Here is a 23,126-nt window from a genome sequence, read left to right on the forward strand (position 1 = left end):
TACACGCACGCAGCGAAGCTAGGCTGATCGACGTTGCAGGCGCGTTGCATGCCTGGCCAGGCCGCCTTGCCGAACAGGGGGCCACAAGGCATGCTCCCTGGTGGGCCGGAGCCCGCCTGTCCAGCCGCCCCGTCAACGCCGCCGCGGGAGTGCCTGATGAACACCGAGACAGCCCACAACGCCGGTCCGACCGCACTACGCCTGTCGTCGGACCCGGTGACACAGTTCAAGCTGCTGCAACAAGTCCACGAGGCGACACTCAGTGGTGCGACGCCCCCCGCGTCACCTCGTTCGGTGATTTCCGAGTCCTGGCAGCGGTCGCTGGCCGCGCGCGTGAACCCGGAGGAATATCAGCCACCGGTGGTGTACGCGCCCGACGAGCTGCCCGACATCCGTGCGGCACATCCCCTGCGTGCAGTGCTGACTCCCCTGCGCGAGCTTCTGGTGAGCATTGCCGACGAGTCACTGCACATCATGATCGTGACCGACGCCGAGGGCACCATCCTGTGGCGGGAGGGACCGCCGACGCTGTGCCGCCGCGCCGATCCGGTCGGGCTGCGCGAGGGCACCAGCTGGTCGGAGCACGCGATCGGCACCAACGCGATGGGCACGTCGCTGGCCGTGGACGCTCCGGTACAGATCTACTCGGCGGAGCACCTCGTGCGCACCTACCACGCCTGGACCTGCGCCGCCGCGCCCATCCACGACCCGGACACCGGGCAGCTGCTTGGCGCGATCGACATCAGCGGCCAGCTCGACGCACTGCACCCGGCAATGGTGTCGCTGGTCAACGCCACCGCACAGGTCGCGGAGAGCCGCCTGCGGCAGCTGATGGAACGGCGCGACGAGAAGCTACTGGCAGCGAACCTGTCACACCTGGCACGACTGCGCGGCGAGCCGGGCGCGTTGCTCACGCCCACCGGCCGCGTGATCGCCGCCGAGCCGCTCGGGCGCTGGCCAAGGCGGATCGCGGTGGCTCCCGGCACCGAACGCGTCGTGCTCGACGACGGGCGGGAAGCGCTCGTCGAACCGCTGGCCGAGGGCTATCTGCTGCGCCTGCCGCGCTCGGCACGGGCACGCCTGCGGCAACCACGGCTGTCCCTGTCGTTCCTCGGCGCCACGCCGGCGGCCCGGCTGGACGGCAGGGAACTGCCGCTGACACTGCGCCGGGCCGAGATCCTCGCTCTGCTCGCCCTGCACCCGGCCGGGTTAACCGCGGAGCAGCTCGCCCTGCACCTGTACGGCGAGGACGGCAACCCCACAACGGTGCGCGCCGAGATCCACCGCCTGCGGGCCCAGCTCGGCGAGGACACCATGCTGGCCAAGCCCTACCGCTTGGGCGCCGACGTCGAGGCCGACTTCCTCACCGTCCGCACTGCGCTCGCGGCCGGTGACGTCGACTCCGCCGTCGCGACCGGTACGGCGCCGCTGCTGGCCCGCTCGGAGGCCCCGACGATCCGGGCCGAGCGGGACCAGCAGGTCGCGGCGCTGCGTGCGGCGGTACTCGAACACGGCGAGGTGGGCGCCCTGTGGTCGTTCGCCCACAGCGAGCTCGGCCACGACGACATCGAGGTGTTCGAGCTGCTGACGCGCATCCTGCCGGTCGGCGATCCGCGACATGCAGTCACGCTGGCGCGGCTCTCCTGGCTGCTGGGCGAAGAGTTCTGACGGGCCCTTACGACGAGGACCGCTCGAGCTCGCCGGGTAGGTCCGCCAGCGCGCTCTGCCGCGCGTGCAGCACGTCGCCGATGAAGAAGTCGTAGGCGTACGCGCCGATCGCCGCGCCCAGCAGCGGGCCGACGATCGGGATCCACAGGTAACCGCCGGTGCCCGGGATCGCCGTCTCGCCCCATCCTGCGAAGAATGCGAACAGGCGTGGGCCGAAATCGCGGGCCGGGTTGACGGCGTAGCCCGCGTTGGCTCCAAACGACAACCCGATCGCCGCGATGGTGAACCCGATCAGCAGCGGAGCCATTTTCGGGGACGCGGCTTTGATCCGGCCGTCGATCAGTGCGAGCACAGCCACCAGCAGCACCGCGGTGCCGACGACCTGGTCCAGCAGCGGGCCGAACCAGCTGCCGTCGAAGTAGGCCGCCGGAGCCGTTGCGAAGATGGAGAAGGTGGCGGCCGCCTCCTCACGCGGTGTGCCAGCCGCGGCTTCGAAGGCGCCGATCGCCGGGTGGTAGACGGCGTACACCAGGGCCGCGCCCGCGAACGCACCGGTGACCTGCGCGCCCCAGAACCCGGGCAGCCTGCGCCAGGGGAACCGGCGGCGCAGCGCCATCGCCAGCGTCACCGCGGGGTTGAGGTGGGCGCCGCTGACGCCACCGGACACGGAGATGGCCAGCGCGACGGCGAAGGCCCAGCCCCACACGATGAGCAGCCAGTCGCCGGTACCTTGGAAGATCACGGTGGGGCCAGCGGTCCGGCCCGACCCGGGGAGGCCGGCGACCGCCATGGCGACACAGGCGTTGCCGAGTGCGATCAGCAGGAAGGTCCCGAAGAATTCGGCGAGCAGATCGCCGTAGCCGCCGCGGATGCGCTGCAGCGCCCGTGGCCTGCGCAGGGGTGCGGTATCTGTCACTGGTCCTCCTCGACCTCGGTGACGATGGGTGCCGGACACGATGCGCAGGCCGACGTTGCACCAACGTTGCTAGAGGGCCCCCAAGGCCACCTTGGTCGCGTTCAACGCAACTAAGGTGGCCTTGGGTGCCAATCACCCACCCTTGACATGCAACGTCGATGCAACGTCGGCCTGCCTACCGTCCTCGGATCGAGTTGGCTGTTCGACGAAGACAGGCAGGTGGCAGCGGTGACGACGCTGAGCCAGGTGGACCTCGATCCGGACCGGGACTACCCGCTCGCCGCACGGCGGCCGGAACTCCTCAAAACCCCGACCGGCAAACGCCTTGACGAGCTCACCATGCAGGCCGTGCTCTCCGGTGACCTCGCCCCGGAGGACCTGCGAATCGCGCCGGAGACCCTGCGCCTGCAGGCCCAGATCGCCGATCGAGTGGGCAGGCCGCAGCTGGCGCAGAACTTCCGCCGCGCGGCCGAGCTGACGGCGCTGCCGGACGAGCTGGTGCTGTCGATCTACAACGCGTTGCGGCCACGGGCCTCCACCAAGCAGGAGCTGACCGACATCGCCGAGCAACTGGAACGCGACTACTCGGCGTCCCTGTGCGCGCAGTTGGTCCGCGAGGCGGCCGACGTCTACGAGCGCCGCAACATACTGGCCTGACCCGCACGATCGAGAGGCGGACATGACGAAGCAATCCCGGCGCACCGAGATCCTGGAGCAGCGCCCGGTCAACCTCGACGGGTTCGTCGAGGAGTGGCCCGAAGTCGGCATGGTCGCGATGGACAGCCCGTACGATCCGGAACCGAGCGTGCGGGTCGAGGACGGCCTGATCGTCGAGATGGACGGTAAGCCCCGCGCCGAGTTCGACTTCCTCGACCAGTTCATCGCCGACCACGCCATCGACGTGGCGACCACCGAGCAGGCGATGGCACACCCTGCCGTGGAGATCGCCCGCATGCTGGTCGATCCTGCTGTGTCCCGCGGCGAGGTGCTCGACATCTCGCGCGGCCTCACGCCGGCCAAGCTGCTCGAAGTCGTCAAGACGATGAACGTCGTCGAGATGATGATGGCGCTGCAGAAGATGCGCGCCCGCCGCACCACCGCCAACCAGGCACACTCCACGAGCGCGCGGGACAACCCGGTGCAGGTCGCTGCCGAAGCCGCCGAGGCCTCACTGCGCGGCTTCCGCGAGTTGGAGACCACACTCGGTGTGGTGCGGTATGCGCCGCTGGTGGCGATCGCGCTACAGGTCGGCGCGCTCGCGGGTACCCCGGGTGTACTGACCCAGTGCGCGCTGGAAGAGGCCACGGAGCTGGAACTGGGCATGCGCGGCATCACCGCCTACGCCGAGACGATCTCGGTGTACGGCACGGAGCCGGTGTTCTGCGACGGGGACGACACCCCCTGGTCCAAGGCGTTTCTGGCCTCCGCGTACGCCTCGCGGGGCATCAAGATGCGCTTCACCTCCGGAACCGGCTCCGAGGTGCAGATGGGCAACGCCGACGGCAAGTCCATGCTGTACCTGGAGATCCGCTGCATCCTGGTGACCAAGGGTGCGGGCGTGCAGGGCCTGCAGAACGGGTCGATCAGCTGCATCGGCGTACCCGGCGCCGTGCCGGCGGGAATCCGCGCGGTGCTCGCCGAGAACCTCATCGCCAGCACGGTCGACCTGGAGTGCGCCTCCGGCAACGACCAGTCGTTCTCGCACTCCGACATGCGCCGCACCGCGCGGCTGCTGCCACAGCTGCTGCCCGGCACCGACTTCGTCTGCTCGGGCTACTCGGCCGTACCCAACTACGACAACATGTTCGCCGGGTCCAATTTGGACTCCACGGACTACGACGACTGGAACGTCATCCAGCGTGACCTGCAGGTCGACGGCGCGCTGCGGCACGTCCCTGAGGCCGAGATACTGGCCGCACGCGGCCGGGCGGCCCGCGCGCTGCAGGGTGTCTTCGCCCAGCTCGGCCTGCCCGCCATCACGGAGAAGGAGATCGAGGCGGCCACCTACGCGCACGGCAGCAAGGAACTGCCTCTTCGCGACGTGCTGGAGGACCTCAAGGCCGCACAGTCCGTGATGGACCGTGGCATCACCGGCCTCGACATCATCAAGGCACTGGAGGCGTCCGGGTTCACCGACATGGCGCACAGCCTTCTCGCCGTGCTCCGGCAACGGGTGTCCGGCGACCTGCTGCACACGTCGGCGATCCTGACGCCCGAGCTGGAGACCCTGTCCGCGGTCAACGACGCCAACGACTACGCAGGCCCCGGCACCGGCTACCGGCCGAGCGGTGCACGATGGGAAGAGATGAAACGGCTCCGGCACGTGGTCAGCGCGCGCAACCCCGAGCAGGAAGTCGGCTGAGGGAGAACACAATGGCGAAGGTCAGCGTAGGGAACCGGCGCACGCTCCAGCTGAGCGAGCGCGGCGAGGCGAAGCCGGGCACGAGGCCGGACGAGGTGGTCATCGGTATCTCCCCCGCTTTCGGGGATTTCTTCACCAAGACCATTGTGGACATCCCGCACCCAGAGGTACTGCGGGAGCTGCTCGCCGGAATCGAGGAGCAGGGCGTGCATGCGCGGGTGATCCGCTATCGCGGCGGTTCCGATCTCGCGGTGATCGCCCACTCCGCGGCGAAACTGTCCGGCTCGGGGATCGGGATCGGGATACTGTCCCGCGGCACGACGATGATCCACCAGAAGGACCTGGTTCGACTGTCCAATCTGGAGCTCTTCCCGCAGGCTCCGCTGATGGACACCGAGACGTTCCGCAAAGTGGGCCGCAACGCCGCCCGGTACGCGAAGGGCGAGTCGCCGGAACCGGTCCCCTCGCGCAACGACTACATGGCCAGGCCGCGCTGGCAGGCCAAGGCGGCCCTGCTGCACATCAAGGAGACCGAGTTCGTGGTGCCCGGCGCGGCGCCGGTCGAGCTCGACGTCCGTATCCAGCTGGCCGACGCCGGCTGAGGGGCGCGGCTGTGGCACTGGTGATCGGCGTCGACATCGGCAACTCGACCACCGAGGCCTGCGTGGCCGACATCGGCCCGGACGGCAGCACCGGCTACCTCGCCGGGGCGCTGACCGCGACGTCGGGGGTGAAGGGCACGGCCGACAACGTGGCAGGCGTGGTCAAGGTCGTACAGGAGGTGCTCGGACGAGCGCGGCGCGACCCGGCAGAGCTGGCCGCGGTGCTTGTGAACGAGGCAACACCGGTGATCAGCGGCCTGGCGATGGAGACGATCACCGAAACGATCATCACGGAGTCCACGATGATCGGGCACAACCCCGACACTCCGGGCGGCGCCGGTCTCGGGGTGGGCACCACGGTGGCCTTCGGCGCGCTCGGCACCTGCGCGCCGGGTAACACGGTGATCTGCGTGGTCGGGGCTGGCACGGACTTCGAGGACGCCGCGGCGGGGATCAACGCCGCGGCTGCTCGCGGGGTCACAGTCACCGGCGCGATCGTGCATGCCGACGACGCGACCCTGATCGCCAACCGCCTGCGTAGCCCGATCCCGATCGTCGACGAGGTCACGCTCGTGGACAAGGTGCCGCTGGGGATGCCCGCCGCGGTCGAGGTGGCCGAGCAGGGACGCACGATCCGCACCCTGTCCAACTCCTACGGCATCGCCACGATCTTCGACCTCGACCCCGAGCAGACGCGGATGATCGCCCCGGTGGCCAGGGCGCTCGTCGGCAACCGGTCGGCGGTGGTGGTCCGCACGCCGTCCGGGGATGTGGCCGATCGCCGGATCCCGGCCGGGACGCTGACGCTGATCGGCGAGCACGCACGCCGGTCGGTGGAGATGGACGCCGGGGCGCGGGAGATCATGCGCACGCTCAGGCGCGTGCAACCGCTGGTCGATGCCGCAGGCGAACCCGGCACGCACGTCGGCGGGATGCTCGCCACCGTGCGCGACACCATGTCGGAGCTCACCGACAGCGCCGTCGACGGCGTCCGCATCAGGGACGTCCTTGCGGTCGACACGTTCGTGCCGCAACGGGTCACCGGCGCGCTGGCCGGCGAGTTCGCGCTGGAGAACGCCGTCGCCCTCGCCGCGATGGTGCGCACCAGCCACGGCCCGATGCAGGCGCTGGCCCAGCGGCTGCGCGAGGCGCTGGAGGTGGAGGTGCTGGTCGGCGGGGTCGAGGCCGATATGGCGGTGCTGGGCGCGCTGACCACCCCGGGTACTGACCGGCCGGTCGCGATCCTCGACCTCGGTGGCGGTTCGACCGACGCCGCGCTGGCCACCAGCGGCGGCGTGGTGCGCTCCGTGCACCTGGCGGGGGCCGGTGATCTCGTCACCAAGCTGATCGACTCCGAGCTGGGGCTGGACAACCGCGAGCTGGCCGAGGACATCAAGAAGTTCCCGCTGGCCAAGGCGGAGAGTTTCTTCCACATCCGGATGGAGGACGGAACAGCACGGTTCTTCGAGGAGCCGCTGCCGACCGAGGCGTTCGCGCGGGTCGTCGCACTGTCCGACGCCGGGCTTCGGCCGGTGCCGACCCGGCACAGCCTGGACAAGATCCGCGAGGTGCGCAGGTCGGCGAAGCACAAGGTGTTCGTGGTCAACGCCTTGCGTGCGCTGGAGCAGGTTGCGCCAGGCGGCAACCTGCGCCAGATCGGGTTCGTCGTCCTGCTCGGCGGATCGGCACTGGACTTCGAGATACCGGACATGATCGCCGAAGCCGTCGCCGGACTCGGGATCGTGTGCGGCACCGGCAACGTGCGGGGCAGCGAGGGCCCGCGCAACGCGGTGGCGACCGGCCTCGTCGCCAGCCACGCAGCGGCCCGCTCGCTCGGTGTCGCGGTGGGAAGCTGACCGCAATGCACCAGCGTCCCAGCGCCGAACGGCACCGGCCATCGGTCGTCGTGCGCTGCACCGTGCCCGGCGCCGACAGCGTGCGTGGTATCCGTGCCGGCCTCGAAGAGGAAGGTGTGCCGGTGCGGGTCGAGCCCGCGCCGTCCGACGATGCCGCGGTGCTGGCATTCGCGGCGGCGCAGGCTTCGTCGCTGGGCGTCGGGATCGGGGTCGACGACGCCGGCACGGTCTGCCTGCACCATGCCAAGCGACCGCCCGGCTCTCCCGTCCTGTCCGGTCCCCCCGCTGTTGCCCGCGTGCTCGGGCACAATGCCGCCCGGCTCGTGGTCGGGCTCCCGCTGAAAACCCTGCCGGACTGGCAGGGTGCACCGTTCGAGGAATGAAGGAGAACACGACCGTGGCCGCAGAACTGACGCTCACCGACGCCCAGCAGGTACTCGAGGCCGCGCTCGGCAAGGCCGACGGGATCGGCCAGCCGATGAACGTCGCGGTGGTCGACGCCGGTGGACACCTGCTCGCGTTCGCCAGGCAGGAAGGGGCGATCCTGGGCAGTATCGACATCGCGATCCGCAAGGCTCGCACCGCGGCGCTGCTCAAGATGACCACCGCCGCACTCGGGGAGGCCGCCGCCCCAGGAGCCCCGCTCTACGGGATCGAGGTCACCAACGGCGGTCTGGTGATCTTCGGCGGCGGCATTCCCCTCACCCGGGGCTCGGACAACGCTGTCATCGGGGCGATCGGCGTCAGTGCGGGCACCGTCGACCAGGACATGACTGTCGCCGACGCGGGCGTCGCCGCGTTGCCCATGGGCTAAGCACTCTTGCCGACAGCCAGGCAAACCTCGCGTGCGACGGAGATGAGCTCACCGAAGCCGGGTTGTTCGATCGGGAAGTGCCCGCAGTTCTCGAGCAACACCAGCCTGGTCTCAGCCGCGATGCGGCCGAGGAACTCCGCACTGAGCCGCGGCGGCGTCCAGGTGTCCTCGGCAGGGTGAACCAGCGTGACCGGCGCCTGGGTAAACCGCTCCGGGCGGGTGTGCGCGAAGGTGAAGTAGCTCGCCAGGAACCCCACCGGCATCCGGACTCCCCCGCCACGCGGATCGGCCGCGCACTGCCGGGCCAGCGCGCGATCGGCGCTCATCGCCTGCATGTCCACCGCCAGCGCGATCGGAATCCGCAGGCGGCCGGCAACCCGATCCAGCTCGCCGAGCAAGCGGGGAGCAGGCCCGCCCAGCACGGGGAAGCGCGACGCGGCCCGGCGCGCCTCGCGGCCGCTCGGGTCGAGCAGGCACGTCGCCAGTACATGCGTGACCCTGCCGGTTCGTGCCGCCACCTCGTAGGCGAGCATCCCGCCCATACTGGCCCCGACCAGGACGAGTGGCCTGCCATCGTCCTCGGACTCGACGAAGTCGCAGAGCAGCTCGATCCAGTCGGTGTAGCGGATGCCTGCCGGATCGGGCACGACCGTGCGCCCGTACAGGGGCATGTCCGGCGCGGCCAGGTCGAAGGTCTCGGCGGCGATCAGCGATGCGATGGGCCACAACGCCCCGGCGTGGCCGCCCGAACCGTGCAGCAGCACAACGCGGGCGGGTGCGTCCGGCCGCCGGGCCCTGGCGACGTGCACGCGGCAGCCGGCCCAGTCCCACCAGGTGTGCTCCGGCTCCGCCGTCGGCTGCCGGAACTCGCGGGGCAGGAAGGGCGCATAATCCGTGTGGTCCATGGCTTTCATCGTTCGGTACCCGACAACGGCCATCAACTCGCATTGGATACCGGTGAGCACGTACCGCAAAAGACCACGGCAACAGCGTTCCCGCGACATGGTGGAGTACATGCTCGAAGCCGCTGCTCGCATTTTCGAACGCGACGGCATCGACGCGACGACCAACCGGATCGCCGCGCAGGCCGGAGTGTCGATCGGCTCGCTCTACCAGTACTTCCCGGACAAGCACTCGCTGCTGCACGAGTTGGCCCTGCGCCATCTCGACGAGGTCGAGACCACGGTGGCCGACGTCTTCACGCCCGAGTACAGCGACCTACGGGCCCTCGTCGAGGCTGTCGTCGCCGGGGCGGTCCGGCTCCACGAGCAGCGCGGCGACCTGCACCGGATGATGCGCGAGCATGCCCCGCGCACTCCGCAGCTGACCGCGCGGTTCACCGAGGTGATGGGCGAGCTGCACGACCGGTTCGCCAAGGCACTTGCCGACGACGGCGTCGAGGACGCCTCCGGCAGGGCATGCCTTGCCATCACCACAATCGACGCGCAGGTTCACGCGGTACTGGCCGGCACGAAGGAAGCGGCTGAGCGGGAAGCTCGGATGGCGCTCGTGGTCGAGCAGGTGCTGACGGTCGCTCGCTGATCTACTGCGAAAAGGGTGAGGTGCGGCTCGCATCGCCGCGCGGATGCTCTCCTCGTTCAGCAACTGACGGGGGAGAACGTCGATGAACACCACCCAGACGGCACGGGTCACAGGCGTGCTCGGGACGGCCTGCGTCTCGACGTTCGTGGTCAACGTCAACACCTCGGCGGTGAGCATCCTGCTGCCCTCCATCGGGGCCGACCTGCATACCTCGCTGGATGCCCTGCAGTGGGCGGTGACGGGTTACATGCTGGTCGGCGCGGCCACCATCGTCACCTCCGGCGCGCTGGGTGACATCTTCGGCAGGCGGAAGATCTTCCTGTACGGGCTGGCGCTCTTCGTCGTCTCGTGCGTGTTGATCGCCTTGGCCTGGGCGGGCTGGATGGTCATCGTGGGCAGGGCCATCCAGGGCGCCGCCGGTGCGGCGATCCTGGCGTCCGGGCTGAGCCTGCTCTCCGCGGGAACGAGCGGACCCGCACAGATGCGGTCGGTGTCGTTGTGGGGCGCCGCCGCGGCCGCAGGAGCCGCGGCCGGGCCCCTCGTCGGCGGTGTACTCAACGTGGCCGCCGGCTGGCAGGGCCTGTTCTGGCTGGACGCGGCGATCGCCGCCGTCTGTATCCCGTGGACCCTGCGCACGAACCCGGAATCGCGGGACCCGTCCCGGCCGCGCTCCATCGACATCGGCGGAACCCTGCTGGTGGCAGCCGTCCTCGTGCCGTTCGTCTTCGCCATGTCCGAAGGCGGAACATGGGGCTGGCTGTCCGTGCCGACCTTGCTGTGCCTGGCCATCTCCGTGCTCGCGGCGTACGGTTTCGTCCGGGTCGAGCGCCGGAGCGCCGCGCCGCTGGTGAACCTGAGCCTGCTCCGCAACGCGCTGCTCGTCGGCTCGACGATCGCCATCCTGATCGGGGCCGGCGCGGTCGCGGGACTGTCACTGCTGATCAGCCTGTACTTCCAGGACCCGGCAACGCTTGGAATGAGCAGTCTCGTCGCCGGGCTCGCCTCCCTGCCGGTGGCCGCCGGGGTTGTCATCGTCGCGCCCACCGTGACCCCGCTGGCGCACAAGTTCAGCGCCCGCATCGTGATCCTGAGCGGCTTCGCGCTCATGACGGTCGGGTTCGCCGTACTCGGCGCCACACGCGCGTCCTGGTCGTACTGGGTGTTCCTGCCCTGCCTGCTGTGCATTGCCGTCGGGCTCGCACTCTCCAACGGGCCCGCGTCGTCCATCGCGACGGATTCGGTGTCCGACGAAGAGATCGGGGCGGCGTCGGGCATCTCCAACATGGCGCGCTACGTCGGCGGTGCCGTGCTGACGGCCGTCGTCGCGAGCATTTACGCCTCGGTGAGCGCCTCACACGCCGCGACCGGCGGCGCGCCGGCGGACGCGCTGGCCATGGGGTTCTCCCGGGCGTCCATCGCGCTGGCGATCTTCTCCGCCGCCGGTGTCGTGCTGTGCGTGCGGGTCACCAAGCGGCTGCGGGCGCCGCGTGCCGCGGACCGGGTCGCGGCGGCCGCGGCAACCGTCCACACGGTCCCCGCGGCACCCGTTCCCGTCACGCAAAGTCCTTGACGTACCGGCGACACGGCACCGCGACGAAGCCGTTCCCGACCAGTGCGGCGTGGGTGAAGGAGCCGGCGTCGACCCAGCCGTGCCGCTCGTAGAAACGGCGCGCTCGTGTGTTTCCCGGCACCACAGCAAGCCAGGTGCTCGGGTGGCCAGCCGCTCTGACCTGCCGTTCGGCCTCCTCGAGCAGGACGTCGGCCACGCCGCGACCTCGATGGTTCGCAGCAACGAAAACCTGTTCCACCTCGTCACCGTCGACCATGATGAAGCCCGCCACCTCACCATCGACGACGGCGACCGTCGTATCGCCGGTGCGTTGCGCTGCCCGGGTGGTAAAGGAGCTCTCGTCGCGGGCGGCGACGAGCTCCGCCGGAACGTTCCCGTCGTGGCCGTCATGCCAGGCAGCCCGCCAGATCTCGGCGATCACGGCTGCTTCATGCGGTTCGGCCCTGCGGATGTGGATCTGCTCAGTTGCCATGGTGTTCCCCTCTCACGATGGCAGTCTGTGTGGCGAGTCCGTCCTCGATATCGGCCGGCGTGTTCGCCGCACAACCAAGTACCAACCCGGCGGTCCCGGGCCGCTGTCGGTGCCAGGACAATGGCTGAACCTTGATGCCCCGGTCAAGCACGGCCGCCGCTTCGCGAGTCCCCCGCTCCAGCACGCGAGTCCCCCGCTCCGGTCGGCGAGTCCCCCGCACCGGTCGGCGAGTCCCCCACACCGGTTCGCGAATTGCGCATTCCGCAGCCATGACGCGGCCGTCCCGAGCGGGCAACTCGCGGGCCCGAGCGGGCAACTGGTGCCCCCGAACGCGCAATTCGCGCCGAGCGTGGGGCTCGTGAGTTGGAGCGTGGGACTCGCGCGCCTGGACGGGCAACTCGCGGGCCCGAGCGGGCAACTCACGCGCCTGGACGGGCAACTCGCGCACCTGGGCGGGGGACTCGCGGGCCCGGGCGGGGGACTCGCGGGCTTGGACGGGCAACTCGCGGGCCCGGGCGGGGGACTCGCGCGGTGGTTACCTTGGCGCAGGGTCGGCGTCGGCGGCGGCTGCGTGGAGGATTTGGTCTACCAGGCCGGGGAAGCGGGTATCCAGCTCAGCGAGGCGCAGCGTGTTGAAGCGCTGCCTGCCGTTGTCGTACTGCCGGATGATGCCGGCTGCGCGCAGGGTCCGGAAATGGTGGCTCAGCGTCGACGCGGCGACATCCAGGCCGAACGTTCCACACGGGCGGTCACCCTCCGCGATGAGCATGCGCACGATCCGGCGCCGGGTGGGATCGGCGAGTGCCTGCAGCACGTCGTCCAGCCTGACGTCCGCAATGTCCGGATGGCGCAGTGGTGCCCATCGTCCCAGCGGCACCGCGTTCTCCTTGCACGTCTCTTCGATACTTCACGAAAAGACTACCCCGGCCATGGTCTATTCGATGCCCGTCGAAGAGACAGTGAGGAGAGCCATGCCACGTCAGAAGCTCACCGCCCTGGTGTCCGCGCTAGGTGCCGTGACACTGCTGATCACGCTCGCGGCCACCCCGGCATCCGCCGCCAGCTGGCCGCTGCCCACCCCTGGCGGCCCGGCGGCGCCCGACGAGCCACCGGCGGATGGTCCCGCCAACATCGACCAACTCGCGGTGACCGTGCACCAGGACGGCGGCACCCGCAACGGCATCGAGGTGGCTTTCGACCGCACCAGCCGCACCGCGACCGGCGAGAAACCGGCAGCGGCAAGCCAGTTCGTGTTCCTGTTCGACGAGTCGATCCGGTTCAACCCCGAGCGCTTCCCCACGTGCGAGCGTGAACAGTTCGAGGCAGGCGGCCCGGATGCGTGCCCCGCGGGCTCCCGCGTCGGCTCGGGCACGGCGCGCGTCTACCCCGACACCACCGCGGAGGTCGCGGTGTTCAACACGCGTTACGCGAGCGGCATGCGGGGCGTGCTGATCACGATCCCGGCGACGGGCGGCGTGCTGGAGAACACGTTCGAGCCGGTGACCGGCCTGTACCGCAAGGACTACCGCTGGGCTTCCGACGAGCTGCTCCCGTCGGCACTTCCACCTGGGGAACGTACGGCCACCACCCGCTTCCAGGTCTCCTTCGGCGCGACCTTCACCGATGCCAGGGGCAGGACGCACAGCTTCGTCGAGAGCGTCGCCAGGCCGGGTAAGCAGCTCGACTTCGGCCTGTGGAGCCGGTTCGTCACCGGCCAGGTGCTGTTGCCGACCACCGAGGCGACCCGCCCCGCCCGTAACACCGTGTAACCGCGGGAACCTCCAGAGCGGGCTGGCCGGCTCGGTCAGCCCGCTACCGGGTCCCGGGCACGCAGGCCGAGCGGCAACGCCGCGGCGACGGCGACCGCCAACAGCAGGGCGGCGGGCAGGCCCGCCACCGCCCATGCCCCGAACAGCAGGAGCCCGGCGAGATCGGTACCGAGCCCGGCGACCGAGGTGATCGTCGCTCGCGCACGGCTGTCGATGCGCTGCTGCAGCCGCGCGTTGCCGACCACCAGCACCGCCCGGTACAGCGCGTAGAACAGGGCCACCGCCGCCAGGCCGGCCGGGTGCGCAACCATCCCCGCCAGGCCGAAAAGCGCCACGCCGGCGAGCAGCGCCGCACTCAATGCGCCGGCGGGCAACCTGTCCAGCCTGCCTGCCAACGCCGCACCCACGGCACCCACCAACGGGATCGCCACGACCGCGAGCGGCACCCAGTCGATCGGCACATGCCAATCCCGGGCCAGCAGCGGGAAATACTCCTCGATGCCGTCCAGCGACGCCAGCAGGGCAACCGCGATCACGGCGCTGCGCACCGCGGGGCTCGTGACCGCTTCCACCACACCGGACCGCAGCGTGGTGAAGTAACCGCGTTCTTCCTCCGGTTCGTCCTTTTCGGACAACCCACGAGGCCCCTCGGGTAACCGTGACGCGACAAACGCGGCGGCGAGGCACGTTCCGACGCTCGCCCAGCCGACGATGGGATAACCGCCGAGCGAGAACAGCACGGTGGCCGCCAGTGCGGCGGGAACCTGCGCGATCAGCTCGAACGCGTTGACCTGGCCGTACAGCCGGGTGAAGTGCTCGGCGGCATTCGCGGCGGCCAACCCGTCGTAGAGCAGCGCCTCGACGGCACCGGACACGAGCGTGCCACCGATGCCCCACAGCACGAAACCGGCGGCGAACGCGGCGAAACCCGGCGTCGCCGTCCACAATGCATAGCCGGCAGCCTGCAGGATGCCGCCCGCGACAAGCGATGCCTTGCGGGAGAACCGGTCGGCGAGCGCACCGGTGGGCACCTCGGCGACAACGCCCACCACCGACCAGATGGCGAACAGCGCCGAGATCTCGGCGTCGGACAGGCCCGTGTCGGCGAACAGCAGCGCATACAGCGGGTACAGGGGCACCGTGTCGGCGAGCAGCGCCCAGAGCCGGATCAGCCGGGCGAGCGGACGGGCCGCCTCAGGTAGAGGTGTTGGGCGTCAACGGAAAGGCATGCCCAGACCATAGCCTGGATCGCGAGAATTGTCCCCTGCCTTCGCTCACGCATGGCCGGGAGTCCCGCGCTGGGGGAGACTCGAACCATGCCATTGCCATCACGCCTCGCGCGGTTCAACCGCGTCGTCACCAACCACATCACGCGCCGCGGTGCCGAGTGGCTGCCCGGCTTCGGCGTCATCCGCCATCGGGGCCGCAAGTCGGGCCACCTGTACTCGACACCGGTGAACGCCTTCCGCACGCAGGACGGCTACGTTGTCGCCCTCGCCTACGGCACGCGCACGGACTGGGTCCGCAACGTGCAGGCAGCCGACGGCTGCCAGCTGCGCACCCGCGGCCGCACGGTCCGGCTGAACAAACCACGCATCGTGCACGACGAGCGGAGGGACGCGATGCCCGCGGCCGTGCGCGGCTTGCTCGGGCTGGTGGACGTGAACGATTTCATGTACCTCACGGAGAAACCCTGACCATCACTTGCGAATAGCGGCGACCGCCCGCACCACCGCAATGCACCGGTCCTCGACGTAGGCGAGCCCCGCCTCCTCGGCGATCGCCCGCGCCTCCGCCGAGACGATGCCCTGCTGCAACCACAGCGCCTTCGCGCCGATCCGCACCGCGTCGCGAGCGACAGCAGGCGCGTCGTGCGACGGCCGGAACACGTTCACCACGTCCACCGCCTCCGGGATCTCCGTCAGCGACCGGTACACCCGCTCGCCGAGCAGCGTGTCCGCCACCGGGTTGACCGGGATCACCCGGAAGCCCGCCGCCTGCATGGCGGCCGGCACGGAATGCGCCTCCTTGGCGGGGTCACGGCTCAGTCCGACCACGGCGATCGTGGCCGAATCACGAAGAATGCGTTCCGCTGTGTCGTCCATACCGCCATTATCCGCGATCGCCACCTCACCCGGCCCGGTACCAGCGGGGAGACGTGTTGAGCGGCGGGCTCAGTTCGGCGCTCACCACCAGCACGTTCGGTTCGTCGGCGCGGGTGAACTCCCGCAGCAGCCTGCGAAACGCCCTGCCGAAACCGTCCACCCGGTCGGCGTAGACACCGAACGACTTGGCCAGCCCGACGAAGTCCGGCGTCACCAGGTCGACGCCACAATGCGGCAGACCTGCCCGTGTCTGGTCGTAGCGCAGCATGCCGTACCCGCCGTCGTCGACGATCACGACGGTGAGTGGCAGGTTCTCCTGGATTGCCGTGGCCAGTTCACCGACGCCGTAGAGGAACCCGCCATCGCCGGTGACGCACACCGCACGGCCGGCGCCGGCCGCGGCCACCCCCAGCGAGGCCGGAAAGCCGAAGCCGAGCGTGCCCCAGCCCATCGGGTAGGCGAGCTTGCGTGGCGCGGCGATCCGGTAGAAACCGCCCACCCAGTAGCCCGCAACGCACATGTCCGGCACGAGTACCGCGTCGTCCGGCAGCGTTTCCCCGAGCGCTGCGAGGAACTCGGCCGCCTGCGGCTCCTCCTTGCGGACCCGGCGGCGTACCTTCAACTCGATCTCGTCGAGCCGGCGGCTGAGCTCGTCCAGCCCGGCCCTGGGCGCGAGCCCGACGAGCAGCCGCTCCACGACATCGCGGGCGTCGCCCTGCAGCAACAGGTCCGGCGGGTAGTTCTTGGCGGCGTCGGCGGCATCGACGTTGACGGCGATGAGGCGCGGTGGCTGGGGCATCCGCCAGTTCTGCGTCATCAGCCCGTCGAAGTCCGTACCGATGGCGAGTACGACGTCGGCCTCGTCCCACAGCGCACCGACCTCGGGGGTGTGCACGGGGTTCGACGCGCGGCACGGATGGTCGGGCGACACGATCCCCCGAGCGGCGAAGGTCGTGACGATCGGCGCCGCAAGCGTTTCCGCCAGCTTGCCGATGGCCTCCCCCGCACCGGCGCGCAGCGCACCGCCACCTGCCCAGATCAGCGGGCGCCGCGCGGAGCTCAGTGCCTCACGCGCCCGGTCCAGGTCCGCCATGGCCACCGTGTGCAGCAGTTCGGTGGGCTCGAGGTCGGCGCTGTCAGCCGCCTCCTCCCGCAGGAAGTCGGTGGGGACGCCGACGTACACGGGGCCACTCTGCGGCCGCAACGCCAGTTTGGCCGCACGCCGGATGGTCGGCGCGATCGCATCGGGATGGTCGACCGTGAACCCGGCCTTGGTGACCGGCGCGAACATCGCCTGCTGGTCGCTCGTCTCGTGCAGCACCCCACGCACCGTGCCGGGCCTGCGCAGCGCGGCGGGGATGTCGGTGGCGATCACCAGCACCGGCGAGGCCGACGCCCGCGCCTCCCCGACCGCGGCGAGGGTGTTCGCGGCACCGGGGCCGGTGGTCACCAACGCGACGCCGAGCCTGCCGGTCGCACGGGCGTAGCCGTCTGCTGCGAAGCCGGCCGCCTGCTCGTGGCGCACGCCGATGAGCCGGATGCTGGTCGCCGACAACGCCTCCCAGATGGGCAGGTTGTGCACGCCGGGGAGACCGAACGCCACGTCGACTCCGAGTTCGGTCAGTGCATCGACGAGACGCTGCGCTCCGATCTGGGTCACCCGGCGAGGATACGAGCCCCCCGATCACGGTGTCGCGCAGACCTCGTCACCACTGCGGCGGCAGGGTTTCCGCCTGCGGCGGCGGACCCGGCGGTGTGCCGTCGCCGAAAGGCCTTCCGCCGAGCGACTCCCGCCCGTGCGGCGCCGCCCACAGCGAAAGGTCTGGACCTTTCGGCACGATGCGTGTCGGGTTGACCTGCTCGTGCACCTGGTAGTAATGGCGCTTGATGTGATCGAAATCGACGGTGTCACCGAAACCCGGTGTCTGGAACAGGTCGCGCGCGTAGGCCCACAGCACCGGCAGCTCGGTGAGCTTGTTGCGGTTGCACTTGAAATGACCGTGGTACACCGCGTCGAACCGGACGAGCGTGGTGAACAGCCGGATGTCGGCCTCGGTAATGGTGTCGCCCACCAGATAGCGCTGCCGCGCCAGGCGTTCGGACAGCGCATCCAGTTGGGCGAACAGCCGGTCGTAGGCTTCGTCGTAGGCATGTTGCTTCGAGGCGAAACCGGCTTCGTACACCGCCGCGTTGACGTCTGCGTACACAGCACGGTTGACCTCGTCGATCTCGGCTCGTAATGCCTCGGGGTACAGATCAGGGGCGCCCTGGCGGTGGTGGGCGGTCCATTCGGTGGCGAGGTCCAGCGTGATCTGCGGATAGTCGTTGGTGACCAACCGTCCGCTGGGGATGTCCACGATGGCGGGCACACTGATGCCACCGGTGTAGTCGGGGTCGGCCAGCGTATAGGCCTCGTGCAGGTACTTGATGCCGAGCACCGGGTCGACGCCACCGGGGTCGAGTGTGAACCGCCAGCTCTGCTCGTCCTGAATCGGGTCGGCGACGGCAACCGAGATGACCGGTTCGAGGCCGAGCAGCCTGCGCACGACGAGCCCCCGGCTTGCCCACGGGCAGGCCCTGCTGACCACGAGCCGGTAGCGGCCGGGTTCCACCGGCCAGCCGTCCCGGCCGTCGGCGGTGATGCGGCCCGCGAACCGATTGGGGGCGCGGTGAAATTCCCCGGTTTCCGGGTCCGTCGGAATGGTCATGTCATGGACAGTAGTACGTAGACTCGGCATTCGGCGTGCCCGAGCGCCGGCTCAGCGAGGCGGGGTGAGGCGGGATGCCAATGATGCCGGTGACGGACTCGATGTTCCTGTTCATCGAGACCCGCGAGCATCCGATGCATGTCGGCGGGCTCCAACTGTTCAGCAAACCCGACGCAGCCGGGCCGGACTACCTTCGTGATCTCCGGCAGGACCTGCTGCGCAACACGAGTGTGCGCACGTTGTTCCGGCGCAGGCCCGCACGGCCGGTCAACACGCTGGGCTATGTCGCGTGGGCCGAGGACGCCGAGCTGGAGCTGGACTACCACTTCCGGCATTCCGCGCTGCCCCAGCCCGGCCGGATCCGGGAGCTGCTGGAGCTGACATCGCGCTGGCACAGCACACTGCTGGACCGGCACCGTCCGCTGTGGGAGGTCCACCTCGTCGAGGGGCTCAACGACGGGCGGTTCGCGATCTACAGCAAGATCCACCACGCGCTGCTGGACGGTGTGTCGGCACTGCGCCAGCTACAGAACACACTCAGCGACGACCCCGACGCGCGCGACTGCCTGCCGCCGTGGGGGTCCCGCACGCCGCAGCGAGCGGCGCGCGTGCCGCGCGGCCCGATCGCCCTGCTGCACTCGGCCAGCAGCGCTGCCGCACAGCTGACCAGGGTGCCGCAGAATGCGGTGAAGGTGGCGACGGAGGCGTTCCGGGCGCATACCCTGACCCTGCCGTTGCAGGCGCCGAAGACGATGTTCAACGTGCCGATCGGCGGGGCGCGCCGGTTCGCGGCGCAGTCCTGGCCACTGGACCGGGTGCGCGCGATCGCCACCGCCGCCAAGGTATCCCGTAACGACGTGGTGCTCGCGATGTGCGCCGGTGCGCTGCGGGACTACCTCATCGAGCACAGGGCCCTTCCTGACGCGCCGCTCATCGCCATGGTGCCGGTGTCATTGCGCAACCGGTCCCGCGGTGCCGACACCGGGGGCAACCAGATCGGCGCTCTGCTGTGCAATCTGGGCACCGACAAGGCCGATCCGGCCGAGCGGCTCGCCGTGGTCACCCGTTCCATGGCCGACGGCAAGCGGATCTTCAAAGAGCTGTCGCCGCTACAGGTGCTGCTGCTCTCGGCACTGAACGTCGCCCCGCTGGGCGCATCACCGGTTCCCGGGTTCGTCAGTTCCACGCGCCCGCCGTTCAACATCGTGATCTCGAACGTGCCAGGACCGCGCAGGCAGATGTACTGGAACGGCGCCGCTCTCGAGGGCATCTACCCCGCGTCGGTGCTGCTCGACGGGCAGGCACTCAACATCACCCTGACGAACAACGGCGGCAACCTCGACTTCGGCATCACCGGTTGTCGCCGCAGCGTCCCCCACCTCCAGCGCCTACTCCTCCACCTCGACACCGCCCTCACCGAACTCGAATGCGCCGTGAAGTGACTGTTACCGGGGCGGGCCGGCGGGACGGCCGGTCGGCCACGGCTGCACTTCCTCGACCAGCCGCGCGACCGCCAGCACCAGGTCGTCCGAGTGCCTCGGGCCGACGATCTGCAGCCCGACCGGCAGGCCGCGGGACGTGAAACCAGCAGGCACCGTGATCGCCGGCTGCTGGGTCAGGTTGAACGGGTAGGTGAACGGTGTCCACTGTGGCCAGTCACGTAGACCGGAGCCCGCCGGTACGTCGTGGCCGACCTCGAAGGGCTGGATGGGTACGGTCGGGGTGAGCAGCACGTCGTAGCGGGTGTGGAACTCGCCCATGTGGATCCCGAGCGCCGCCTGCTCGGCCATGGCGTCGAGATAGTCACGCGCCGAGTAGGTCCGGCCCTGTTCCCACACGGCGCGCAGCCCCTGGTCGATCCGCTCCGCCGAGCCCTCCGGGAACGTGTCGAGCAGCTTCGCGGCGCCCGCCGAGCGCAGCACGTCGAACGCCTCGATGGGGTCGGCGAACCCGGGGTCGGCCTCCTCGACCACGAGCCCGGCCTCGTCCAGCATCGCGACAACCGACACCACCGCCTGTGCGACCTCGGGGTCGACGTCGACGTAACCGAACGCGGGCGAGAACGCGGCGCGCAACCCGCGCACGTCACGACGCACCGCCTCCCGGTAGGTACCAATGGGAGGCGGCAGTGCGCTGGGGTCGCGGTGGTCAGGCGTGGCGAGGACGTCGAGCAGCAGCGCGACATCGTCCACCGAACGCGCCAGCGGCCCCGCATGAGGGAGCTGGCCGAACGGGCTCGGCGGGTACATCGGGACGCGCCCCGCCGTCGGCTTGAACCCGACGATGCCGCAGAACGACGCCGGAATGCGCACCGAGCCACCACCGTCGGTGCCCACCGAGAGCTCGCCCATCCCGGCGGCGACGGCGACCGCGCTACCACCGCTGGAACCACCGGGTGTGAGCGCCGGGTTCCACGGGTTGCGGGTGATGCCGTCGAGCGGGCTGTCGGTAACGGCCTTCCAGGCCAGTTCCGGGGTCGTGGTCTTACCGAGCAGCACGAGCCCGTTCTCGCGCATTCGCGCGGTGACCGGGCTGTCGGCGTCCCACTGCTGGTCGCGGTCGATGCACACCGAGCCGCGCAGCGTCGGCCAGCCCTGCGTGAGGAACACGTCCTTGATGGACGCCGGGACACCGTCGAGCCAGCCGATGGGATTGCCTTCGCGCCAGCGCTCCTCCGACGCACGGGCGTGGTCGAGCGCCACCTCCGGGTCGACCAGCGTGTAGGCGTTGTACTCGCCGTCCCGCTCCTCGATCGCCTCGAGGGCGAGCCGGGTGGCCTCCACCGGCGACAGCTCTCCCGAGGAGTAGGCGGCGACGAGTTCGCTCGCGGTCAGCAGGGTTCCCGTGCTCGGCATAGTTCTCCTCGGTGCTGTCGGTGTGCGTCAGCTGGACGGAACGTAGCCGAGGCGCTTGTCCACGACGTTGTGCAACGGCTCCCCCGCCAGCCAGCGCCGGAAGTTGTCGGCGAACACCTCGACCAGCGCAGTGCGCCAGCCGGCGAAGTCCCCCGACATGTGCGGCGATATGAGCACGTTATCCATGGTCCACAACGGACTGTCAACCGGCAACGGTTCGGTGTCGAACACGTCGAGCGCTGCTCCGCCGAGCTGCCCCGAGCGCAGCGCCTCCACCAGGTCGCCGGTGACGACGAGCTCACCGCGGCCGACGTTGATGAAGCGGGCTCCTTGGCGCATCGCGGCGAACGCCGTGACGTCGAACATGCCCTTGGTCTGCTCGGTGAGCGGCGCCACCGCGACGACGTAGTCCGCGGTGGGCAGGCATTCGGCCAGCCGGTCCGACGCGTGGACGGTGCCGAAGTCCGGGTCACCGGTACGCGGCGTGCGGCCGGCCCCGGCGACGGACATGCCGGCAGCACGCAGCAGTCGCGCGATCGCGCGGCCGATCGGCCCGGTGCCGACCACGAGCACGGACCGGCCCTGGATGCGCTCGCTCTCCCGGTGCCGCCAGGTGCGCTCGTCCTGCAAACGCAGCGAGGTCGCGAAATCCTTTGCGAACGCAAGGATCTGACCGAGAACGTACTCGGCGATGGCGCCGTCGAAGACGCCCCGCGAATTGGTCAAGACCACATCACTGTCCCGCAGAGCCGGGAACATCACCGGGTCCACGCCGGCACTGGCGATGTGTAACCAGCGCAAACGGTTGGCCGAGGGCCAGGCGGCGCGCACGGCGGTGGACAGGAAGTCATAGACGAAGAGCGCATCGGCGTCGCGCAAAGCACCCGGTAACCCGGTGGCATCGGTGTAACGAACGAGGGCGGCTTGTTCGATGGGCTGCATATCCGGGGGATGCTGGCCACCACACAGCACCGCGAGCACCGGTGATTCCGTGCCACTCACGTTGACACGGTATGAGCCAGTCGTATGATTGTCAACAATCCGAGGAGTCACCCCGGAGGCGCACTCCTGCAAAGAAAAGCCGTCGGAGGGTTGAGCCTTGGATTTCGCAGCGCTGGACTTCCCCGCGTTCGACGGCCCGCTGGCGCAGCGGGGAATCGGCATCATCGCGCCCTTCGATCTCGCGCTCGAGCGCGAGCTGTGGCGCTGGGTGCCGATGGAGGTCTCGCTGCACCTCGCCAGGACGCCGTACGAACCGGTGCCGGTGAGCATGGAGATGGCCCACCTGGTGAGCAACGCCCACCACCTCGCCGCCGCCACCCGCGACGTCCTGCACGTCGAACCGGAGGTCGTGGCCTACCTGTGCACCTCGGGCAGCTTCGTCAGCGGCGTCGATGCCGAACGCACCCTGCGCAAGGTGATCTGCGATGCCGGGGCACCGGCCGCGGTGACGACGTCGGGGGCGCTGGCCGAGGTACTGCACCAGCTCGACCTGCACCGGGTGTCGGTGCTCACGCCCTACGACGCCGACCTCACCGGCAAGCTCCACGAGTTCCTCACCGAGCTCGGCGTCCACACCGTGTCCAGCGATCATCTCGGTCTCGGCGGCGGCATCTGGAAGGTCAGCTACCGCACCATCGTCGAGCGGATCATCGCGGCCGACCACGACGCCGCCGAGGCGATCTTCGTCAGTTGCACGAACCTGCCGACCTACGACGTCATCGAGCCACTGGAGAACGCGCTCGGCAAACCGGTCCTGACCGCGAACCAGCTCACCATGTGGGCCTGCCTCAAGCGGATGGGCCTGCCGATCGTCGGGCCGGGCAAATGGCTGCGTGAAGTATCGTGAACGTCTTTACTAGGATTGTCGACAATCCTATCTGGAGG

The 23,126-nt window shown here is 69.8% G+C and carries 23 protein-coding genes; 13 read left to right on the forward strand and 10 right to left on the reverse strand.

Features of this window, described 5'->3' with window-relative positions; translation table 11 throughout:
* The first annotated feature begins 156 nt into the window (after positions 1-156).
* The gene (locus ABZ863_RS06120) at positions 157-1,668 is read left to right on the forward strand and encodes a GAF domain-containing protein (RefSeq protein ID WP_358531604.1); all 1,512 of its coding nucleotides are present in this window, start codon (positions 157-159) and stop codon (positions 1,666-1,668) included.
* 7 nt (positions 1,669-1,675) lie between these two features.
* On the opposite strand, the gene ABZ863_RS06125 is transcribed toward ABZ863_RS06120, so the two are convergent.
* Positions 1,676-2,584 carry an MIP/aquaporin family protein gene (locus ABZ863_RS06125; protein WP_358531606.1) on the reverse strand — a complete coding sequence of 303 codons (909 nt, stop codon included), beginning with the start codon at positions 2,582-2,584 and terminating at the stop codon, positions 1,676-1,678.
* 228 nt (positions 2,585-2,812) lie between these two features.
* Between ABZ863_RS06125 and ABZ863_RS06130 the strand changes: the two genes are divergently transcribed.
* From ABZ863_RS06130 to ABZ863_RS06155, 6 genes are read left to right on the forward strand one after another with little or no spacing between them, the layout of a single operon-like run.
* The gene (locus ABZ863_RS06130) at positions 2,813-3,241 is read left to right on the forward strand and encodes a diol dehydratase small subunit (RefSeq protein WP_358531608.1); all 429 of its coding nucleotides are present in this window, start codon (positions 2,813-2,815) and stop codon (positions 3,239-3,241) included.
* Positions 3,242-3,263: 22 nt separating this feature from the next.
* Positions 3,264-4,946 (forward strand): propanediol/glycerol family dehydratase large subunit, encoded by a 1,683-nt coding sequence (locus ABZ863_RS06135; protein WP_358531610.1) that lies wholly within the window; start codon positions 3,264-3,266, stop codon positions 4,944-4,946.
* Between the two features lie 11 nt (positions 4,947-4,957).
* Entirely contained in the window at positions 4,958-5,548 is a 591-nt protein-coding gene (locus ABZ863_RS06140; protein ID WP_358531612.1) for a propanediol/glycerol family dehydratase medium subunit, read from the forward strand.
* Positions 5,549-5,559: 11 nt separating this feature from the next.
* Positions 5,560-7,404, forward strand: a complete 1,845-nt coding sequence (locus ABZ863_RS06145) for a diol dehydratase reactivase subunit alpha (RefSeq protein ID WP_358531614.1) — start codon at positions 5,560-5,562, stop codon at positions 7,402-7,404.
* A gap of 5 nt (positions 7,405-7,409) precedes the next feature.
* Positions 7,410-7,787: a glycerol dehydratase reactivase beta/small subunit family protein gene (locus ABZ863_RS06150; RefSeq protein ID WP_358531616.1), complete on the forward strand. Its 378-nt coding sequence runs from the start codon at positions 7,410-7,412 to the stop codon at positions 7,785-7,787.
* Complete coding sequence (locus ABZ863_RS06155; RefSeq protein WP_358531618.1) at positions 7,784-8,218, forward strand: heme-binding protein; 435 nt, start codon at positions 7,784-7,786, stop codon at positions 8,216-8,218. The genes ABZ863_RS06150 and ABZ863_RS06155 overlap by 4 nt, the downstream gene beginning before the upstream one ends.
* Here the strand turns inward: ABZ863_RS06155 and ABZ863_RS06160 are convergent.
* Positions 8,215-9,123, reverse strand: a complete 909-nt coding sequence (locus ABZ863_RS06160; protein ID WP_358531619.1) for an alpha/beta hydrolase — start codon at positions 9,121-9,123, stop codon at positions 8,215-8,217. The two genes, ABZ863_RS06155 and ABZ863_RS06160, sit on opposite strands and share 4 nt — an antisense overlap.
* Here ABZ863_RS06160 and ABZ863_RS06165 point away from each other — a divergent pair.
* Together ABZ863_RS06165 and ABZ863_RS06170 are read left to right on the forward strand one after the other, a co-directional pair.
* The gene (locus tag ABZ863_RS06165) at positions 9,122-9,760 is read left to right on the forward strand and encodes a TetR/AcrR family transcriptional regulator (RefSeq protein ID WP_358531621.1); all 639 of its coding nucleotides are present in this window, start codon (positions 9,122-9,124) and stop codon (positions 9,758-9,760) included. The two genes, ABZ863_RS06160 and ABZ863_RS06165, sit on opposite strands and share 2 nt — an antisense overlap.
* A gap of 82 nt (positions 9,761-9,842) precedes the next feature.
* Positions 9,843-11,330 (forward strand): MFS transporter, encoded by a 1,488-nt coding sequence (locus tag ABZ863_RS06170; protein WP_358531623.1) that lies wholly within the window; start codon positions 9,843-9,845, stop codon positions 11,328-11,330.
* Here the strand turns inward: ABZ863_RS06170 and ABZ863_RS06175 are convergent.
* Both ABZ863_RS06175 and ABZ863_RS06180 read right to left on the reverse strand, forming a co-directional pair.
* Positions 11,314-11,802: a GNAT family N-acetyltransferase gene (locus tag ABZ863_RS06175; protein ID WP_358531625.1), complete on the reverse strand. Its 489-nt coding sequence runs from the start codon at positions 11,800-11,802 to the stop codon at positions 11,314-11,316. The genes ABZ863_RS06170 and ABZ863_RS06175 overlap by 17 nt on opposite strands.
* Before the next feature lie 535 nt (positions 11,803-12,337).
* On the reverse strand, positions 12,338-12,679 hold the full coding sequence (locus tag ABZ863_RS06180; RefSeq protein WP_358531626.1) for a helix-turn-helix domain-containing protein: 342 nt from the start codon (positions 12,677-12,679) through the stop codon (positions 12,338-12,340).
* 94 nt (positions 12,680-12,773) lie between these two features.
* Here ABZ863_RS06180 and ABZ863_RS06185 point away from each other — a divergent pair, with 94 nt between their 5' ends.
* The gene (locus ABZ863_RS06185; protein ID WP_358531627.1) at positions 12,774-13,571 is read left to right on the forward strand and encodes a hypothetical protein; all 798 of its coding nucleotides are present in this window, start codon (positions 12,774-12,776) and stop codon (positions 13,569-13,571) included.
* A 35-nt stretch (positions 13,572-13,606) separates the two neighbouring features.
* On the opposite strand, the gene ABZ863_RS06190 is transcribed toward ABZ863_RS06185, so the two are convergent.
* Positions 13,607-14,710 (reverse strand): MFS transporter, encoded by a 1,104-nt coding sequence (locus ABZ863_RS06190; RefSeq protein ID WP_358531629.1) that lies wholly within the window; start codon positions 14,708-14,710, stop codon positions 13,607-13,609.
* A 177-nt stretch (positions 14,711-14,887) separates the two neighbouring features.
* Here ABZ863_RS06190 and ABZ863_RS06195 point away from each other — a divergent pair, with 177 nt between their 5' ends.
* Positions 14,888-15,268, forward strand: coding sequence for a nitroreductase family deazaflavin-dependent oxidoreductase (locus tag ABZ863_RS06195; RefSeq protein ID WP_358531631.1), 381 nt, complete (start codon positions 14,888-14,890; stop codon positions 15,266-15,268).
* 3 nt (positions 15,269-15,271) lie between these two features.
* On the opposite strand, the gene ABZ863_RS06200 is transcribed toward ABZ863_RS06195, so the two are convergent.
* Genes ABZ863_RS06200 through ABZ863_RS06210 form a run of 3 tightly spaced genes read right to left on the reverse strand, consistent with a single transcriptional unit; the run spans position 15,272 to position 18,384 of the window.
* The gene (locus tag ABZ863_RS06200; protein ID WP_358531633.1) at positions 15,272-15,676 is read right to left on the reverse strand and encodes a CoA-binding protein; all 405 of its coding nucleotides are present in this window, start codon (positions 15,674-15,676) and stop codon (positions 15,272-15,274) included.
* 25 nt (positions 15,677-15,701) lie between these two features.
* On the reverse strand, positions 15,702-17,336 hold the full coding sequence (locus ABZ863_RS06205) for a thiamine pyrophosphate-binding protein (protein WP_358531634.1): 1,635 nt from the start codon (positions 17,334-17,336) through the stop codon (positions 15,702-15,704).
* 46 nt (positions 17,337-17,382) lie between these two features.
* Complete coding sequence (locus tag ABZ863_RS06210) at positions 17,383-18,384, reverse strand: glutathione S-transferase C-terminal domain-containing protein (RefSeq protein ID WP_358531636.1); 1,002 nt, start codon at positions 18,382-18,384, stop codon at positions 17,383-17,385.
* Positions 18,385-18,458: 74 nt separating this feature from the next.
* Between ABZ863_RS06210 and ABZ863_RS06215 the strand changes: the two genes are divergently transcribed.
* A complete protein-coding gene (locus ABZ863_RS06215) occupies positions 18,459-19,826 on the forward strand; it encodes a wax ester/triacylglycerol synthase family O-acyltransferase (RefSeq protein ID WP_358531638.1) in 1,368 nt (455 codons plus the stop codon).
* 3 nt (positions 19,827-19,829) lie between these two features.
* On the opposite strand, the gene ABZ863_RS06220 is transcribed toward ABZ863_RS06215, so the two are convergent.
* Complete coding sequence (locus ABZ863_RS06220; protein ID WP_358531640.1) at positions 19,830-21,239, reverse strand: amidase; 1,410 nt, start codon at positions 21,237-21,239, stop codon at positions 19,830-19,832.
* Between the two features lie 27 nt (positions 21,240-21,266).
* Positions 21,267-22,241, reverse strand: a complete 975-nt coding sequence (locus ABZ863_RS06225) for a D-2-hydroxyacid dehydrogenase (RefSeq protein ID WP_358531642.1) — start codon at positions 22,239-22,241, stop codon at positions 21,267-21,269.
* A gap of 97 nt (positions 22,242-22,338) precedes the next feature.
* On the opposite strand from ABZ863_RS06225, the gene ABZ863_RS06230 reads away from it, so the two are divergent.
* Positions 22,339-23,088, forward strand: coding sequence for an Asp/Glu/hydantoin racemase (locus ABZ863_RS06230; RefSeq protein WP_358531644.1), 750 nt, complete (start codon positions 22,339-22,341; stop codon positions 23,086-23,088).
* Positions 23,089-23,126 lie beyond the last annotated feature (38 nt).

The sequence above is a fragment of the Saccharomonospora sp. NPDC046836 genome (genome assembly GCF_040645195.1).
Lineage (GTDB): Bacteria > Actinomycetota > Actinomycetes > Mycobacteriales > Pseudonocardiaceae > Prauserella_A.

Coding starts and splice junctions, on each gene's coding strand:
- ABZ863_RS06175 (WP_358531625.1), bottom strand. CDS start 11,802: ATGGCAACTGAGCAGATCCACATCCGCAGGGCCGAACCGCATGAAGCA.
- ABZ863_RS06210 (WP_358531636.1), bottom strand. CDS start 18,384: ATGACCATTCCGACGGACCCGGAAACCGGGGAATTTCACCGCGCCCCC.
- ABZ863_RS06195 (WP_358531631.1), top strand. CDS start 14,888: ATGCCATTGCCATCACGCCTCGCGCGGTTCAACCGCGTCGTCACCAAC.
- ABZ863_RS06155 (WP_358531618.1), top strand. CDS start 7,784: ATGAAGGAGAACACGACCGTGGCCGCAGAACTGACGCTCACCGACGCC.
- ABZ863_RS06120 (WP_358531604.1), top strand. CDS start 157: ATGAACACCGAGACAGCCCACAACGCCGGTCCGACCGCACTACGCCTG.
- ABZ863_RS06200 (WP_358531633.1), bottom strand. CDS start 15,676: ATGGACGACACAGCGGAACGCATTCTTCGTGATTCGGCCACGATCGCC.
- ABZ863_RS06140 (WP_358531612.1), top strand. CDS start 4,958: ATGGCGAAGGTCAGCGTAGGGAACCGGCGCACGCTCCAGCTGAGCGAG.
- ABZ863_RS06165 (WP_358531621.1), top strand. CDS start 9,122: ATGGCTTTCATCGTTCGGTACCCGACAACGGCCATCAACTCGCATTGG.
- ABZ863_RS06185 (WP_358531627.1), top strand. CDS start 12,774: ATGCCACGTCAGAAGCTCACCGCCCTGGTGTCCGCGCTAGGTGCCGTG.
- ABZ863_RS06170 (WP_358531623.1), top strand. CDS start 9,843: ATGAACACCACCCAGACGGCACGGGTCACAGGCGTGCTCGGGACGGCC.
- ABZ863_RS06215 (WP_358531638.1), top strand. CDS start 18,459: ATGCCAATGATGCCGGTGACGGACTCGATGTTCCTGTTCATCGAGACC.
- ABZ863_RS06160 (WP_358531619.1), bottom strand. CDS start 9,123: ATGGACCACACGGATTATGCGCCCTTCCTGCCCCGCGAGTTCCGGCAG.
- ABZ863_RS06150 (WP_358531616.1), top strand. CDS start 7,410: ATGCACCAGCGTCCCAGCGCCGAACGGCACCGGCCATCGGTCGTCGTG.
- ABZ863_RS06135 (WP_358531610.1), top strand. CDS start 3,264: ATGACGAAGCAATCCCGGCGCACCGAGATCCTGGAGCAGCGCCCGGTC.
- ABZ863_RS06220 (WP_358531640.1), bottom strand. CDS start 21,239: ATGCCGAGCACGGGAACCCTGCTGACCGCGAGCGAACTCGTCGCCGCC.